The organism is Streptosporangium sp. OZ121 (assembly GCF_051918885.1).
GTDB lineage: Bacteria > Actinomycetota > Actinomycetes > Streptosporangiales > Streptosporangiaceae > Streptosporangium.
In genome coordinates, this window is record NZ_JBPXMC010000008.1 from 114,382 (window position 1) to 129,888 (window position 15,507).

The 15,507-nt window shown below is 71.4% G+C and carries 12 protein-coding genes; 2 read left to right on the forward strand and 10 right to left on the reverse strand.

Translation table 11 applies throughout. The features are described 5' to 3' along the window. Positions 1-26: 26 nt before the first annotated feature. The 3 genes from ACTOQ1_RS17370 to ACTOQ1_RS17380 form a co-directional block, all read right to left on the reverse strand. Complete coding sequence (locus tag ACTOQ1_RS17370; RefSeq protein ID WP_440068300.1) at positions 27-659, reverse strand: hypothetical protein; 633 nt, start codon at positions 657-659, stop codon at positions 27-29. Between the two features lie 29 nt (positions 660-688). Next, positions 689-2,086 carry an ATP-binding protein gene (locus tag ACTOQ1_RS17375; RefSeq protein WP_440068302.1) on the reverse strand — a complete coding sequence of 466 codons (1,398 nt, stop codon included), beginning with the start codon at positions 2,084-2,086 and terminating at the stop codon, positions 689-691. A gap of 71 nt (positions 2,087-2,157) precedes the next feature. After that, complete coding sequence (locus ACTOQ1_RS17380) at positions 2,158-2,832, reverse strand: response regulator transcription factor (RefSeq protein WP_350971867.1); 675 nt, start codon at positions 2,830-2,832, stop codon at positions 2,158-2,160. Between the two features lie 424 nt (positions 2,833-3,256). On the opposite strand from ACTOQ1_RS17380, the gene ACTOQ1_RS17385 reads away from it, so the two are divergent. Further along, positions 3,257-3,889: a lytic transglycosylase domain-containing protein gene (locus tag ACTOQ1_RS17385; RefSeq protein ID WP_440068304.1), complete on the forward strand. Its 633-nt coding sequence runs from the start codon at positions 3,257-3,259 to the stop codon at positions 3,887-3,889. A 60-nt stretch (positions 3,890-3,949) separates the two neighbouring features. Further along, positions 3,950-5,926, forward strand: a complete 1,977-nt coding sequence (locus tag ACTOQ1_RS17390; protein WP_440068306.1) for a glycosyltransferase family 2 protein — start codon at positions 3,950-3,952, stop codon at positions 5,924-5,926. 105 nt (positions 5,927-6,031) lie between these two features. On the opposite strand, the gene ACTOQ1_RS17395 is transcribed toward ACTOQ1_RS17390, so the two are convergent. The 7 genes from ACTOQ1_RS17395 to ACTOQ1_RS17425 form a co-directional block, all read right to left on the reverse strand. After that, the gene (locus ACTOQ1_RS17395) at positions 6,032-7,414 is read right to left on the reverse strand and encodes a tannase/feruloyl esterase family alpha/beta hydrolase (protein WP_440068307.1); all 1,383 of its coding nucleotides are present in this window, start codon (positions 7,412-7,414) and stop codon (positions 6,032-6,034) included. A gap of 3 nt (positions 7,415-7,417) precedes the next feature. Then, complete coding sequence (locus ACTOQ1_RS17400; RefSeq protein ID WP_440068309.1) at positions 7,418-8,488, reverse strand: alpha/beta fold hydrolase; 1,071 nt, start codon at positions 8,486-8,488, stop codon at positions 7,418-7,420. Between the two features lie 20 nt (positions 8,489-8,508). Then, a complete protein-coding gene (locus ACTOQ1_RS17405; RefSeq protein WP_440068311.1) occupies positions 8,509-9,828 on the reverse strand; it encodes an MFS transporter in 1,320 nt (439 codons plus the stop codon). Positions 9,829-9,979: 151 nt separating this feature from the next. Then, on the reverse strand, positions 9,980-11,986 hold the full coding sequence (locus ACTOQ1_RS17410; protein WP_440068313.1) for a helix-turn-helix domain-containing protein: 2,007 nt from the start codon (positions 11,984-11,986) through the stop codon (positions 9,980-9,982). A gap of 94 nt (positions 11,987-12,080) precedes the next feature. Then, positions 12,081-12,827, reverse strand: a complete 747-nt coding sequence (locus tag ACTOQ1_RS17415; protein ID WP_440068315.1) for a 3-hydroxybutyrate dehydrogenase — start codon at positions 12,825-12,827, stop codon at positions 12,081-12,083. A 150-nt stretch (positions 12,828-12,977) separates the two neighbouring features. Further along, positions 12,978-14,849 (reverse strand): tetratricopeptide repeat protein, encoded by a 1,872-nt coding sequence (locus ACTOQ1_RS17420; protein ID WP_440068316.1) that lies wholly within the window; start codon positions 14,847-14,849, stop codon positions 12,978-12,980. A 158-nt stretch (positions 14,850-15,007) separates the two neighbouring features. Beyond that, the gene (locus ACTOQ1_RS17425) at positions 15,008-15,394 is read right to left on the reverse strand and encodes a tautomerase family protein (RefSeq protein ID WP_440068317.1); all 387 of its coding nucleotides are present in this window, start codon (positions 15,392-15,394) and stop codon (positions 15,008-15,010) included. Positions 15,395-15,507 lie beyond the last annotated feature (113 nt).

A 15,507-nucleotide genomic window follows, 5' to 3' on the forward strand; every position in this document is an offset into this window, starting at 1 on the left:
TGACGGGGCCGGGCGGGGCGGGATCCTCAGGGCGGCAGCCGCACGCCGGGCGCCGCGAGATTGCGGTACTCGAAGCAGCCCCGGTCGCCCATCGTCTCCGGGGTGCCGGGGAAGAGGCGGGTGACCTCGACGCTCCAGATGCTCTCCTGCTTGTTCTGCCGGATGGTGCAGGTGATCTGGGCGAGGGCCTCCTTGGAGACCTTGCCCTCACCCGTGATGATCACGTTCAGCCGGTAGCCCAGGTTGTCGTCCGGCTCGTTGCGCTGGTCGGTGTTGTCCGAGTAGCGGGTCGTCTTGGTGTCGTAGTGGCTGAAGTCGTTGAGCGCGCTGGTCAGCCCCGCCTCCGGCGGCTGCTTGCCGGCCCGGAACAGGGTGTCGATGATGTTCTTGGCCGAGTCGGAGACCACCGGGACCTTGACGGGCTCCAACCGGCCGTCGCGGAGCAGATAGACCGTCACCCACGTGGGGCTGTAGCTGATCACCGGCGGGTGGCCGTAGTCCTGGACGTCGGTCGGGGAGATGCCGCAGCCGCAGAGCACCAGGGCGGCGGCGAGCAGGCAGGCGAACCACCTCGCGCCGGTGGGCCGTCTCGTACCGGGGACGGCCGGGCGGGCGGGCCTTCTCCTGCCGGGGGCGGCCGGGCCGGTGGACTCGCTCATGCCCGGGCCGTACGGGCGGGTGGGCCGTCTCATGCCGGGGGGAGCCAGACAGTGAAGAGGGTGCCCGGCCGCTGCGCGCGGACCGAGATCGTGCCCCCGTGCAGCTGGGCGTTGGCCCGCGCGATGGACAGGCCGAGCCCGCTGCCGTCACCCCGGGCGCCGGCCTTGTAGAAACGGTTGAACACGAAGGGCAGGTCCTTCGCGGGGATGCCCTTGCCGTGGTCGCGCACCTTCACCTCCAGGCCGTTCGGGGTGCTGCGGGCGGTCACCATCACCGGGAGCTCACCGTGGCGCAGGGCGTTGCCCACCAGGTTGGCCACGATGACGTCGAAGCGCCTGGGGTCGACGGAGAAGGTCAGTCCCTCGGGGACGTTCACCCGTACCCGGTCCGACCAGCCGCGCGTCTCCAGGCAGTCGCAGACCACGTCGACGATGTTCACGGTGTCCATGTTCAGCGTGGCCGTCCCCGAGTCGAACCGGCTCGCCTCGATGAGCTGCTCGATCAGGGTGCGCAGCCGCGCGATCTCGCGCAGCACCAGCCGCACGGCCGCCGCGGGCTCGGGCGGCAGCCGGTCGGCCTCCTCGGAGAGCATGTCGGTCACCGCGGTCATCGCGGTCAGCGGGGTCCTGAGCTCGTGGGAGACGTCGGCGACGAAGCGGCGGGACATCGCCTCCAGCGCGCGCAGCTCGGTGACGCTCCGCTCCAGGGCGGCGGCGGTGTCGTTGAACGTGGCGGTGAGCTCGGCGAGCTCGTCCTGGCCGTGTACGGGCAGGCGGGTGTCGAGGTGGCCGGCGCCGAGCGCGCGGGCCGCCGAGCCGAGCCGCCTGACCGGCAGCAGGAGCTGGCGGGCCGACACCAGTCCCAGGGACAGCGCGATGATCAGCATGGCGACGCCGGCGACGGCGAGCGGCTGCCGCAGGCCGTTCAGGAGCCGCTCCTCCTCGATCAGGGGGGCGAACACGAAGACGGTCATGCCGGTGGGCTGGGCGGTGTGTATGGGCTCGATCCGCCAGACGGGGGTGCCGATGAGCAGCCACATGTCGCCGCCGATGGTCATGCGCTTGGCGACCATCCGCTGGGTGGCCCTGGCGGCGAGGTCGGCGGGGACGTCCTTGGGGCCGAAGTCGCCGTCGGGGTAGGGGTAGTTCTCGTAGCGGACCACCACCCTGCCGCCCTGGGGGCGCAGGCTCTTCTGCAGCGCGCTGATCTCCTCGTCGGTCGGCGGGCTGTCTCCCGGCCAGAGCGCGCCGACGGGCAGCCTGCTGCCCTCCAGGATGTCGCGGACCTCCTTCACCGCCACGTGCTCGGCCCGCCTGATCATGCTGTTCTTGACGAACTCGTAGCCGATTCCCGCGACGACCGCGGAGGCGGTGACGGCGATCAGGGTGAAGGTGATCACCAGGCGCCCGCGCAGGCCGGTGTACATCCGCCGCGCCGAGGGAGGGAACGTCCGCTTCGAGGGAGGGAACGTCCGCTTCGAGGGGGGGAACGTCCGCTTCACGGCGGGCTGAACCGGTAGCCGAATCCCCGTACCGTGTGGATGAACTCGGGCTCGGCGGGAACCGCCTCGATCTTGGCGCGGACCCGCTGGACGCAGGCGTCGACCAGCCGGGAGTCGGCGACGTGGGTGTGGTCCCAGACGGCCCGCAGCAGATACCTGCGGTTGAGCACCTGACCGGGGTGGCGGACGAGTTCGAGCAGCAGGCGCAGTTCCGTGGGGGTGAGGTGGACCTCGCGGCCCCCCAGCGCCACCTTGAGCGCGCCCCGGTCGATGACCAGGTCGCCGAAGGTGATGCGGTCGGAGGCGACCGACTCCATCCGGCGCAGGACGGCGCGGATGCGGGCGTCCAGCACCCGGGGTTCGACCGGCTTGACCACGTAGTCGTCGGCCCCCGCCTCCAGTCCCACGACCACGTCGAGGTCGTCGCCCCTGGCGGTGAGGAGGATCACCGGCAGCTGGTCGAGCCTGCGGATGCGGCGGCACACCTCGACGCCGTCGATGCCGGGCAGCATGACGTCCAGGATGGCGATCTCGGGGCGACGGGTCCTGATGTGCTCAAGGGCCTCCTCACCGCTGGCGTACGCGGTGACGGAATGGCCCTGCCGGGTGAGCGCGAGCTCCAGCCCGGTACGGACCGAGGGGTCGTCTTCGACGAGGAGGATGCCTGCCACCGGGTAATCATTCTCCCAAGGCTCGGATGGATCTGCCGGGTCACAAAACCCAGACATAAGGCAAACAGTACCTGAACGTGGTGGTCAGACCACGATTCGGGCAATTCACTGATCGTCAAAGGGGGTCAAGGGGCCCCGTACGGCAAAATGTGAGCAAAATCACTCCCAAGCTTTCCTTGCCGGGAAAGGGCTCGTGGCCTGGTGGTTAGGACGTGAGAAACCCCGGCGAACCTGGCCGGACGCCGACCGACGCCGACCAACTCCGCCGTTCCGGTTGCGGACCACCCCCCTCCCCACGGCAAGCTCATAGGTCGTGAGTCCAGGATCACAGCAACTGAAGGAGCGCTCGGCGCCCCGCCCCCGCCGCGCGAACCGCAGGGCGGCCAAGGGGAAGGGCCTCGACGGTCCCAGTTCGAAGCGCGGTATGACCTCCAAGCGCGTGCTGATCCTGGGCGCCGCGCTCGTGGTCCTGGTGGGTGGAGGCGCCTTCACCGCCTACACCGCCGTACAGAACGCCTCGGCGCCGCCGACGAAGCCGCTCAGCCTGGACGAGATGGCGCAGATGCTCGGCTCCGACCCGTTCGGCTCCGACCTGGAGTCCGACATGCTGAAGGCCCAGGCCGCCCAGGCGCTCAAGGCCGACAAGATCGCCGCCGAGCGCGAGAACCGCAAGGCCCTCAACCAGGTCAAGATCGTTGACGAGGCTCCGGGCGGCGGCGGGTTCAACCCGCAGCAGCTCCCCCCCGGCACCTCCAACCCGACCGGCAACAGGGCGCTGGGCAAGCAGATGCTGGAGGCCAGGGGCTGGGCCGGCGAGTGGGGCTGCCTGGAGAAGCTCTGGATGAAGGAGAGCGGCTGGAACGAGCGCGCCATGAACACCTCCAGTGGCGCCTACGGCATCCCGCAGTCCCTCCCCGGCCACAAGATGGCCAGCGCCGGAAGCGACTGGCAGACCAACGCGGCCACCCAGATCGAGTGGGGGCTCAGCTACATCAAGGGCCGCTACGGCTCGCCCTGCGGCGCGTGGGCCCATTCCCAGGCCAAAGGCTGGTACTGAGAGACCAGGAGTCGGCAAGTCTGACCCTCTCCCGGCGCCGCGCGCCGCACCCTTGGCCGCATGGACGTGAAGGTCAGCGTGGTGGTGCCGGTGCACAACCCCGGTGATGGCGCCGACGCCTGTATCCGGTCGGTGCTGGAGCAGTCGATGGCCTCCGGGAACTACGAGGTCATCTTCGCCGACGACGGCTCCGACGACGGGGCCCGGCAGCGCCTCGACACCCTGGCGGCGGCGCGGTCGAACGTCAGGGTGCTCCACCTCGAGCGGACCGGCTCGCCGATGCGCGGCCGCAACGTCGCCCTCATGGTCGCCAGGGGCGAGTACGTCTACATGCTGAACCAGACCGACCGCCTGGAGCGGGACGCTCTGGAGCGCATGTACTCGCGCGCCGTGGAGACCGGGGCCGACATCCTCCTCGGGCGGCTGATCAGCGACGAGAGGCCGCCCTCCACGGTCTTCGACACCGACCGCGAGAACGCCGACATCGTCGGGGACCGGCTGCTCACGCTGCTCACCCCGCACAAGCTCTTCCGCAGGGCCTTCCTCGACGCCGAGGCGCTGAACTTCTCCGACCCCGGCGGGTGCCTGGCCGAGCAGGCCTTCGCGCTCCGCGCCTACCTGCGGGCCAGGAGAGTCGTCGTCATGGCCGGCCAGGTCTGCTGCCACGTCACCGAGCGGCCCGACCCGCCGGAAGACCCCTACGTCTGGGCCGCGGAGCTGCGCGAGCTGCTCGACATCATCGACGACGAGGTGCCCGAGGGACGCCGGCGCGACCGGATGTACGCCCAGTGGTTCCGCACCGCGGTGCTGCGACGGCTCGGCGGGGGCAGGTTCGTCACCTCCTCCACGGGCCGGGCGGCCACCTTCACCACCCTGCGCGAGCTGGTCGTCCAGCGCTTCCCCCCGCGCCTCGACCTCCTGCTGCCCGTCCCGTTGCGGGCCCGCGCCGCGCTGCTCCGCGCGGGCAGGCTCGACCAGCTCGTCGTCCTGGCCGGGGCCATGCGCGGCGTCCGCCTCCAGGCCGACCTCGACGCCCTCACCTGGGACGACGGCGCGCTCGCCCTGGGGCTCACCGTGGAGATCATGCAGGCCGACGGCACCCCGATGCGCTTCGTCCCGTACGGGGACGACGGCCTGCTCTGGCAGCCCCCTGTCCCCCTCGACGGGCTCCGCCTGCCGCCCGAGATGGCCGACGTCAGCCAGGCCGCCGCCAGGGCGCGGTTCGAGGTCTACATCAGGCACGAGGACACCGGGGTCGTCCACTTCCTGCCCTCGGAGTGCTCGATGATCCGCAGCCGTCACCGCAACGGGGTCAGGCTCCAGGTCACCGGCGAGGCCCGGCTGGACGTCGACTCGGCGGCCATGGGCGGCCCGCTGCCCCCGGGGCTCTGGGAGATGCACGTGCGCATGTACGGAGGGGCGCAGCAGGCGCGCACCCGGGTGACCGGGTCGCCGCTGAACTGCACCGGGATGGTCGCCGACTGCTCCAGGCGGCTGATCGTCCCCTGGTGGTCCGACCGGGGGGAGCTGGGGATCTGCGTGGAGCCGCGCTCGTTCCCCGAGTCGATCGTCCTCGTCTCCCCGGGCACGACGGTCATCAGGCAGCGCAAGCACGTCTTCGTCGTCGTACCCGTGCCGTACGTGCCGCCGAGCGGGGGGCCGCCCGCGGAGCTGGTGTTCCGCCAGACCGCGGGCAGGGAACGCGAGGTCACCGCCCCCGCGCTGGTCGAGCCCGGCGTCCCCGGGGAACTGGCAGGGAGGCTGATCGCCAAGATCCCGACCCGGCTGGCGTACCGGGAGGGGTTTCTCGCGCCGGGCGTCTGGGCGCCGTTCCTGCGGGTGGACGGCAAGGAGACCGGGCTCCGCTTCAAGGTGGAGATGAACCGCGGCGGCCGGGTGGAGATCCACAGGTCCGCCGCCGCCAGGCTCTCCGAGCCCTGGTACCCGCTGCTGAAGCGGGTCGCGCTGCGGATACCGCTGGTCAGGAACGCGGTCCGGGTGACCAGGACCGTCCAGCGGCGCTACATGCTCAACTGACAGTCGCCCGGCGCCGCACAGCCCGTCGGGGGCGGTGTGGCGCCGGGCGGCGGCGTGTCATACGGGTGGCGTGTCACACGGGTGGTGTGGCGCCGTGCGGTGGTGTCACGCGCTCAGGCGGCACTCGTTGGGCAGGTCGCCGGTCGAGGGCCTCGGCAGGGTCGCGCTCGGCGGCGGGCTCTGCCTGCGCTCCACCCAGTCCTCCAGGGTCTCGAACGCGCTGCGGAAGCACGGCAGCAGCGGGCGGAGCCTGTCGGGGTAGGAGGCGTAGAGGCTGTCCACGTGAGTGCCGTCGGTGATCCGGTAGTAGCGGAACGGCCGGTGCTCGCCGACCATGTCCGCGTAGACGTCGCCGGAGCGGGAGATCGGCAGCAGCGTGTCCAGCGTGCCGTGGATCGTGATCAGCGGCTTGCCGATCCGGCCGGTGAGCCCGATCTTCCTCACCGCCGCGTACGGCTTGCGCGCGTCGTAGTCGTAGTCGGCGTCGCAGGCCGGGGTGCCCGAGGCGCAGAAGGGGGTGCCGGCATCGGTGTCGCCGTCGAAGGAGGGGTCGAGCTCCTCGCGGTAGACGCGCTGGGTCAGGTCCCAGTAGTACTGGTGGTGGAAGGGCCACAGGAACTCCGAGCCGCGGGCGAAACCCGCGTCGTACATCGCCTGGGTGTCGCCCGCCGGGTAGGCCCGCAGCGCCGGGGGCAGATAGTTGAGCAGGTTGTCGCCCTTGACCCGCCAGAGCGTGCCCTCCCAGTCGATCCCGCCGTCGTACAGCCAGGCCCGGTTCTCCAGCTGCCAGCGGACCAGGTATCCGCCGTTGGAGATGCCCGCGGCGTAGGTCCGCTGGGGAAGCCTGCCGTAGCGCTGAGCGACGACGGCCTTGGCCGCGATCGCGACCTGCGTGACCCGGTCGTTCCACTCGGCGATCGCGTCACCGGGCTTGCGGCCGTCCTTGTAGAAGGTGGCGCCGACGTTGCCCTTGTCCGTCACCGCGTAGGCGTAGCCCTTGGCCAGCGCCCAGTCGGAGACGGTGAAGTCGTTGGCGTACTGCTCCCGGTTGCCCGGGGTGCCGGTGACCACCAGCCCGCCGTTCCAGTTGTCGGGCAGCCGCAGCACGAACTGCGAGTCGTGGTTCCAGCCGTGCGTCGTGTTGGAGGTCGAGGTGTCGGGGAAGTAGCCGTCGACCTGGATGCCGGGCACTCCCTTGGGGTTGACCGCCCCCGCGGGGTGCAGGCCCGCCCAGTCGGCCGGGTCGGTGTGCCCGGAGACGGTCGTGCCGGCCGTCGTGAGGTCGTCCAGGCAGGCCTTCACCTGGTGCTCGGCACCCGGCACCGCCACCCGGTCCAGCCGGGCGCAGTGCGCCGGTGAGATCCCCGCGCTCGCCGCCGGCGCCCCGGCCAGGGCCACCAGGGCGGCGAGCCCGGCGGCGGCGAATCCCGCTGTCGTCCTGACACCGCGACGCGAAGCGTCGCCATTGATGCCATTGATGCTGCGCATTGGTCAGCTCCGCTTCAGGTGGTCGGAGAGGGCGGCGCGGAACTCGGCGGGCCGCTCGATGTGCGGGCTGTGGCCGCAGTCCAGGACGATCTCGGTGTACGGGCCGTACCGCTCCAGGACGGCTCGGGTCTGGGTGACCATCGGCTGCGCGGGGGTGCCCGGCGAGCCGGGGACGGCCCCCAGGGCGCCCAGGTGGGCCAGGTCGAACAGCGAGGTGTCGGAGACGATCACGTCGGCCTCGCCCCTGATCCACAGGATCGGCGGCTTCGGGTCGATCGTGTGCAGGTCGTCGATCCGGAAGTGCGTCGGGGCGAACGAGTTGAGCACGCCCCGCGTACCGGGACGGACTCCCGGCCACTCCTCCGACGCCGCCGCGTCACCCGGGTAGTGGTCCTCGCCGACCCTCGTGGACAGCATCGACGCGACCAGGGCGTCCTCGTCCTCGATCACCGTGCCGGGCTTCACGTACGTGGTCCGCATCACGTTCCTCGGCGAGACCGGGGAGCCGTCCGAGGTGTCCCCTTCCGCGAGCAGCTTCACGAAGTCGGGGTTGGCCGCCCCCGCCCCGCCGCCCGTGCCGTCGGGGTGGTTCAGCACGCCGTCGGCACCGTGCGTGCCGCCGAAGCCGTACGGGGAGATCGGGTTGACCAGGGTCACGCTTCGCACGGCGGACGGACGGTCGCGCAGCGCCTGCAGCACGACCCCGCCGCCCATGCTCCAGCCGACCAGGTGCACGCCGTCCAGCCCGAGGGCGTCGAGGAGGGCGAGCACGTCGTCGGAGTAGTCCCGCAGGCCGCGGGTCGCGTCGACCGGGGCGGGCTCGGTGTCGCCGAAGCCCCGCAGGTCCACGGCGAGCGGCCGGTGGCCCGCCTCCGCGAGGGCGAGCATCGTGCCCCGCCAGAAGGCGGCGCTCGACACGTTCCCGTGCACGAACAGCACGGTCTCGCCGCTTTCCACAGTGTTTTCGGCGTTCCCGGCGTTCCCGGCGTTCCCGGCGTTCCGGTCGTTCCCGGCGACCGACAGGACGTTCTGGGTGATCCGGCCGGTGGGCACCGGCCGGTTCTCGATGCGCATCAGATGTCTCTCCGTACCGGTCAGCGAGTGGTCTTGGCCTCGTCGCGGGTGCCGATGGTGACGAGGTCGCGGCCACGGGTCTCACGCGAGACGTACACGGTGATCAGGGTGAGCACGGCGGCCCCGGCCACGTACAGCATGATGGGGAGCGACGACTTGTAGGCGTCCAGCAGGGCGACCGCGATCAGCGGGGCGAGGGCGCCCGCGACGATCGAGGCGAGCTGCGAGCCGATCGAGACGCCCGAGTAGCGCATCCTCGTGGCGAACAGCTCGGAGAAGAACGCGGCCTGCGGGCCGTACATCGCGCCGTGCAGGATCAGCCCGACGGTCACCGCCAGAGTGACGGCGGCGAAGTTCTTCGTGTCGATCAGCGGGAAGAACGCGAAGGACCACAGCCCCACCCCGGCGGCGCCGAGCAGGTAGACGGGCCGGCGGCCCAGCCTGTCGGACAGCGCCCCCCACATCGGGATCGAGACGAAGTGGATGGCCGACCCGATCAGCACCGCGTTGAGCACGACCGGCTTCGCCAGCCCCGCCTGCGCCGTCGCGTAGACCAGCACGAACGCGGTGATCACGTAGTAGGAGACGTTCTCCGCGAAGCGGGCGCCGATCGCGATGAGGACGTCGCGCCAGTGGTGCCTGAAGACCTCCACGATCGGCAGGGACGGCGCGGGCTCGGCGTTGGCGACCGCCTGCTGGAAGACCGGCGACTCGCTGATGGAGAGCCGGATCCACATGCCGACCAGCACCAGCACGCCGGAGAGCAGGAATGGGATCCGCCAGCCCCAGCTCACGAACGCCTCGTCCGTCTGGACCGCGGCCAGCACCGCCAGCACGGCGGTGGCCAGCAGGTTGCCGCCGGGGGCGCCCGCCTGCGGCCAGGAGGCCCAGAAGCCGCGGCGCGCGGCGTCGCCGTGCTCGGAGACGATCAGCACCGCGCCGCCCCACTCGCCGCCGAGGGCGAAGCCCTGGACGAGCCGGAGCAGGGTCAGCAGCAGCGGCGCCGCCATGCCGATCGCCGCGTGGGTCGGCAGGCAGCCGATCAGGAAGGTCGCCCCGCCCATCAGCAGCAGGCTGACCACCAGCAGCTTCTTGCGGCCGAGCCGGTCGCCGAAGTGCCCGAAGACCAGCGCGCCCAGCGGGCGGGCCACGAAGCCCACCGCGTAGGTCAGGAACGCCAGCAGGGTGCCCGTCAGCGGCTCCGACTGGGGGAAGAACAGCTGCGGGAAGACCAGCGCGGCGGCGGAGCCGTACAGGAAGAAGTCATACCACTCGATCGTGGTGCCGACGAGGCTGGCACCCACGATCTTTCCGATGGGGGTACGGGTTTTCTCTGCCATCTCACTCACCAAGGGGAATCGCTGTTGGGGGGGATTCCGGCTACCGTACGTAGTGACCGGCGTCACTCCTATGGGTACGACCGCCATAGCCGACGGGCGCCCTATGTGGATGTGTGAGACCGCCCCGCCGCGAGGCCCGCCGGCGGCCGGATCAGCCGCTGAGCCGGTGCAGGCGCAGGGCGAGCTGGATCTCCAGGGCCCGCTCGGGGGCCTGCCAGTCGTCGCCGAGCAGCTGGCCGATCCGGTCCAGACGCTGGGTGACCGTGTTGACGTGGATGTGCAGGGTCTCGCTCGTCCGCGACAGCGAGCCGCCCGTGCCGAAGTACGCGGTGAGCGTCTGGATCAGCGCGGTGCCCCTGCGGGCGTCGTAGTCGATCACCGGGCCGAGCGCCGAGGCGAGGAACGCCCCGATGTCGCGCCCCTCGCCGACCAGTAGCCCGACGAAGCCCAGCTCCCTGGCGCCGGCGCCCTCCCCGGCCCTGCCCAGGGCCACCAGGGCGTCGGCGCAGCGCTGCGCCTCCCGGTGCGCGGCGGCCACCTCCGCGGTGCCGCGTACGGGCCCTCCGGCGCCCGCCGTGGCCGGGTGGCCGAGCGAGGCGCTCAGCTCGGCCGCCACCCGCTTGGCCAGGGGCCCCGGCCGGTCCCCGGGAAGCAGCAGGACCACCTCGTCGCCGCGCTGCGCCGCGAGGCCGTGGTGCAACGTCGCCTGGGAGGACGCCCAGAACGCGGCCCGCTCCCGCCCGCCGCCGTGGCGGACCACGACCACCACGTGGTCGTGGTCCAGGTTCACCCCCACCCGCCGGGCGCGGTCGGCCAGGCCGTCGAGGGCGGGCCGCGAGATCAGGTCGTCGAGCAGCTCACCCCTGACCCGGCCCTCCGCCTCGGCCACCGTACGCCTGAACAAAAGCAGCAACGCGGTCACCAGCGCGGCCCGCTCCAGGATGCGCTGGTCGGCGTCCGACACCTGGCCGCCGTTGCGCAGCACCAGCGTGCACAGCGGCTCCGCGCCCACGTCCACCGACGCGACCAGCAGGTCTCCCTGCCGCACGGTGCGCCCCAGCGCCCTCGACGACCGCGCGGCGTCCGCGATCACGTCGGCGGCCTTCCGCGTCCCTCGCCTGGCGGTCGGCTTCGAGCCCGGTCTCCGGCCCGTCCCCGAGTTCGTCCCCGATCCCGTTCCTGAGCCCGTTCCCGAGCTCGTCTCCGGGCCGGACGCCGGGTGGTCGAACGCCGCCTCGCCCAGCGCGCCCTCCTCCAGCACGCCCGCGTCCCCGGCGATCGGGTGCCCGGCGTCGTCGAGCACCGTCAGCGAGCCGCCGAGCACCTCCGTCACCACCGCCGCCACGTCCTCGACCCCGCCGCCGCGCAGCACCAGGCCGGTCATCCGGTCGTGCGCGAGCGCGGCGCGCTCCACGGCCTGGCTGTGCGCGTTCACCTGCCGGTTGGCCTCGCTGAGCTCCTCCAGCGCGTTCCTGGTCTCCTGCAGCAGCCGGGCGTTGTCGATCGCCACCGCCGCGTGCGCGGCCAGCGAGCCCAGCAGCACGACCTCGTCCTGGGTGAAGGGGCGCACGCTCCGGTTGGCCGCGAACAGCACCCCGATCACCCGCGCGCCCAGCTTGAGCGGTACGCCGAGGATGGCGACCAGCCCCTCTTCGAGCACCGCGTCGTCGATGTCGGTCTTGTGCCGGAAGCGCTCGTCGGCGAAGTAGTCGGCGGTCGAGTACGGGGTGGCGGTCTGGGCCACCAGCCCGCCGAGCCCCGCGCCCATGGCCAGCCGCAGCGCCCGGAACTTCGCCGACACCGAGCCGTCGGTCACCCGCATCCAGGTGTCGCCCCGCTCCGGGTCGTGCAGGGTCATGTAGGCGGCGTCGGTGCCGAGCAGCTGCCTGGCCCGGTGCACGATGGCCTCCAGGACGGCGTCCAGATCCCGCAGCCCGGCCAGGTCGCCCGCCGTGTCGAACAGCGCCGACAGCTCCGCCTCCCGCTTCGCCCTGCGCCGCAGCAGCGCCCGCACCTTCAGCGCGGCGAGCTTGGCCTCCTCCAGCTCCGCCAGCGCCTCCGCGCCGGCCCCGCCGGTCCTCGCCGAGAGAACGGGTCCCTCGAACTCGACCGCCGAAGCCTCCCTGGCCAGCAGTTCGAGAAAGACCCGTGCGCTCATACCGACCATTCTCCGATGCTCGCGACGCCGCTCAGGTCCGGCTCCTTCCCCCGTCGGCTCGATCTCCGGCGCCGGTCCCGCGGGTTCACCGGGCTCAGCGGGCGGTCCAGCCGCCGTCTATGGGGAGGGAGGTGCCGGTCATGAAGGAGCCGTGCGGGCCGCAGAGGTAGGCGACGAGCTCGGCGACCTCCTCCGGTTCGATCAGCCGCTTGACGGCGGCGGGGGCGAGCATGATCTGCTCGACCACCTCGTCCCTGCCGATGCCGTGGGTGCCGGCCTGGGCGCCGATCTGGTTCTCCACCAGGGGCGTGCGGACGTAGGCGGGGCTCACGCAGTTGGAGGTGACGCCGTGGGGGGCGCCCTCCAGGGCGATCGTCTTGGACAGCCCTTCGAGGGCGTGCTTGGCGGTGACGTACGCCGACTTGTAGGGCGAGGCGCGGAGCCCGTGGACCGAGGAGATGTTGACGATCCGGCCCCAGCCGCGCTCGTACATGCCCGGCAGGACCTCCCTGACCAGCAGGAAGGGTGCCTCGACCATCACTTTGAGGATCTTGGAGAACACCTCCGGGGGGAACTCCTCGATCGGGGCGACGTGCTGGAACCCGGCGTTGTTCACCACGATGTCCGTGCCGGGCGGGATCGCCCGGACGAAGTCCGGTTCCGACAGGTCCGCGACGACGGGTGTTCCCGAGATCTCCGCGGCGACCTTCGCCGCCGCCTCGGCGTCGATGTCGACCGCCAGCACGTGCGCGCCGGCCGCGGCCAGCCGGTGCGCGCAGGCGCGCCCGATCCCGCTGCCCGCCCCGGTCACCACGGCTTGCCGACCCGCTAGGTCAATCATGCTGCCGAATCTAGGCAATGACCCGAATCCCGGCCCATGTCGCCCACCCCCACACTCCACCGTACGTTTATGTGGCGGGTATCCGTCCCGCCACGGCTTCATCCTGCGGCGTGCCTCCGGGGGCCGCGTCGGTGGAAGGTGGGAAGCGGGTCAATGTCCCGGAAGCCATCGGGTAAAAAGCGACCGTCTCGCGTGCTTTTTCCAGTACGTGAGGTTGGTGCGGGTGGTCAACGTGACCGGGTGTTCCGGGCCCAATACCCGTTCGATCACCGGTACCAGCACCGCGAACTGGTCTCTGGCGTCGACCGCGTTCCCTGTCTCCCCCGTCAAGTCGGCGAGGTGGATACGGACGATCAGCGTGATCGGGTGTTCTGGGCCCAGTGTCCGTTCGATCATCGGTACCAGCACCGCCAGCTGATCCATCCCGCCGGCCGCGTCATCCGTCTCGCTCATCCACACAGCGAGCCAGGCGCGGGCCTTCAACGTGTCCGGGTGTTCTGGGCCCAGTACCCGCTTGAGCAGCGGTACCAGCATCGTGAACTGGTAGCGGGCCCCGGCCGCGTCTCCCGTCTCTCCCGTACAGATGGCGAGATCATTGCGAATGCGCAGCGTGAAGGGGTGTTCGGGGCCCAGTATCCGTTCGGCCAGGGGTATCAGAGGCGTGAGGTGGTCCCGGGCGCCGGCCGCGTCTCCCGTCTCTCCTGTCCAGCGGGCGAGACCCATCTGGATGCCCAACGTCATGGGGCTTTCCGGGCCCAGGGCATCCTTGGCCGCCGCTGCCAGCAGTGTGAACCGGTCCCGGGCGCCGAGCGCGTCTCCCGTCTCTCCTGTCCAGCGGGCGAGACCCATCTGGATGCCCAACGTGTACGGGTGTCCGGAGCCCAGCACTTGTTCGATCAGCGGTGCCAGTGTCGCGCACCTGTCTCGGGCACCGGACGCGTCCCCTGCCTCCCCCGTCCACCGGGCGAGACTCGTCTGGATGCTCAACGTGGTGAGGTGTTCGGGACCCAGCGCCCGTTCGGCCAGCGGTGCCAGAACGGTGAATCGCTCCCAGGCGCCGGCCGCGTCTCCCGCCTCTCCCATCCAGGAGGCGAGGTTGGCGCGGGCGTCGAGTGCGGTGAGGTGTTCGGGGCCCAGTATCCGTTCGGTCAGCGGTACCAGCACGATGAACAGGTCACGGGCCTCGATCACGTCCCCCATCTCCCCGATCAATGAGGCGAGATTGACGCGAGCAGTCAACGTGTCCGGGTGTTCGGGGCCCAGGGTGTCGTGCATGACGGCGTGGCGCCGGTGTTGCAGGGGGTGGGCGGTGCGGTGGGCACCGGTGGCGTGTAGGTAATCGATGACGGAGCCCATGGCGGGGGACTCGGGTGCCAGGACGGCGAGGGCGTGGGCCAGCAGCCGGGCGTAGGTGGGCCAGGAGGAGGGATGCTCGGGTTCCGGGGGCAGCGCGGCCCGCAGCAGGGTGGCCGCGAGGGCCCTGTCGGCGGCGTGTTCGTCCTCGGTCAGCTCGTCCACGACGGCGGCCTGGACCTGAGGTTGCACGTTCACCCCCAGACCGTCCGGAGACAGGTCGGCCACGCCGTAGGAGAACAACACCTCCAGCGCGCCGGTGAGGGCGGCCTCCCCGGCGCCCTCCAGTCCGTTCAGCACCGTGCGCGGCAGGTCTGCGGGTGCGTAGCAGGCCAGCACCCGCAGCACGCGGATCGCCAGAGGATCGGTGTGCTCGATCCGCGCGCGCGTCAGCGCCCACGCGCGGGCCACCGCCCGATCGGCGTCGGAGCGCCGGCGCGATCCGGGGTCCGGGGCGTCCTCGGGGACGGTACGCAGCAGGCGCAGGTAGCGGGGCAGGTCCACCCCGGGCGTGTGGGCGATGTAGGCACCGGCCTGCCGGAGCGCCGGGTGCGACCATTCCAGTTCCGCGGCCAGTTCCGTGGCCTGGGCGCGGTCGGCGCCGGTCGCGGTGCCGATCGTGGTCAGCAGCAGCTTCACGGCGTCCGCGGGGGGCAAAGAAGTCAGCACCCCCCAACCTTGTCGCCAAAGGGTGATATCGCACCACGATGTCGCAAATCCGTTATCTCGCCCGCTCAGACCCCAGAGCGTCCTTGAGCCGCAGGTGCCGACAGAGCATGGCTTCCCTGCGCGGATCCGTACCCGTCGCGACGGGGGTCGCGCGGCTCTCAGATGGTGACCGGGTACATGAGCGTGAGCTCGTCGCCGGGGAGGCCGCGGATGCCCCAGTTGACCTTGGGAGACTCCATGATCACGATTTCCAGGTCCTCGGCGGGGAGGTCGAGCGCCTCCCCGGCCCTGGTGAACAGGGTGCGGATCAGCGAGCGCTTGGCCTCGTCCGACCGGCCGCTGAAACAGGCGATCTCCACGATGAGGTACCGCTCGCTCCGCTGCGGGCAGATCATGTCCTCGGCGTCCAGCAGCAGGAACCGGTGGAACCGCTTGTCCTCGGGGAGTTGCCAGACGTCCACCAGGCAGCCGTGGACGGTGTCGGAGATCTCCCGGCGTCGGTCGGCCCACACGTCCCTGCGGCCGTAGAACTTGATCTGGGTCATGTCCCGAGTCTCCCAGGCAACCGATCTACGGTGCCGGCCGGGGCGCCGGTCCACGACCGGCCGCCGGGACCGCCGGTCCACGGCGTCGGCCAGGTCACCGGTCCGCGACGGGC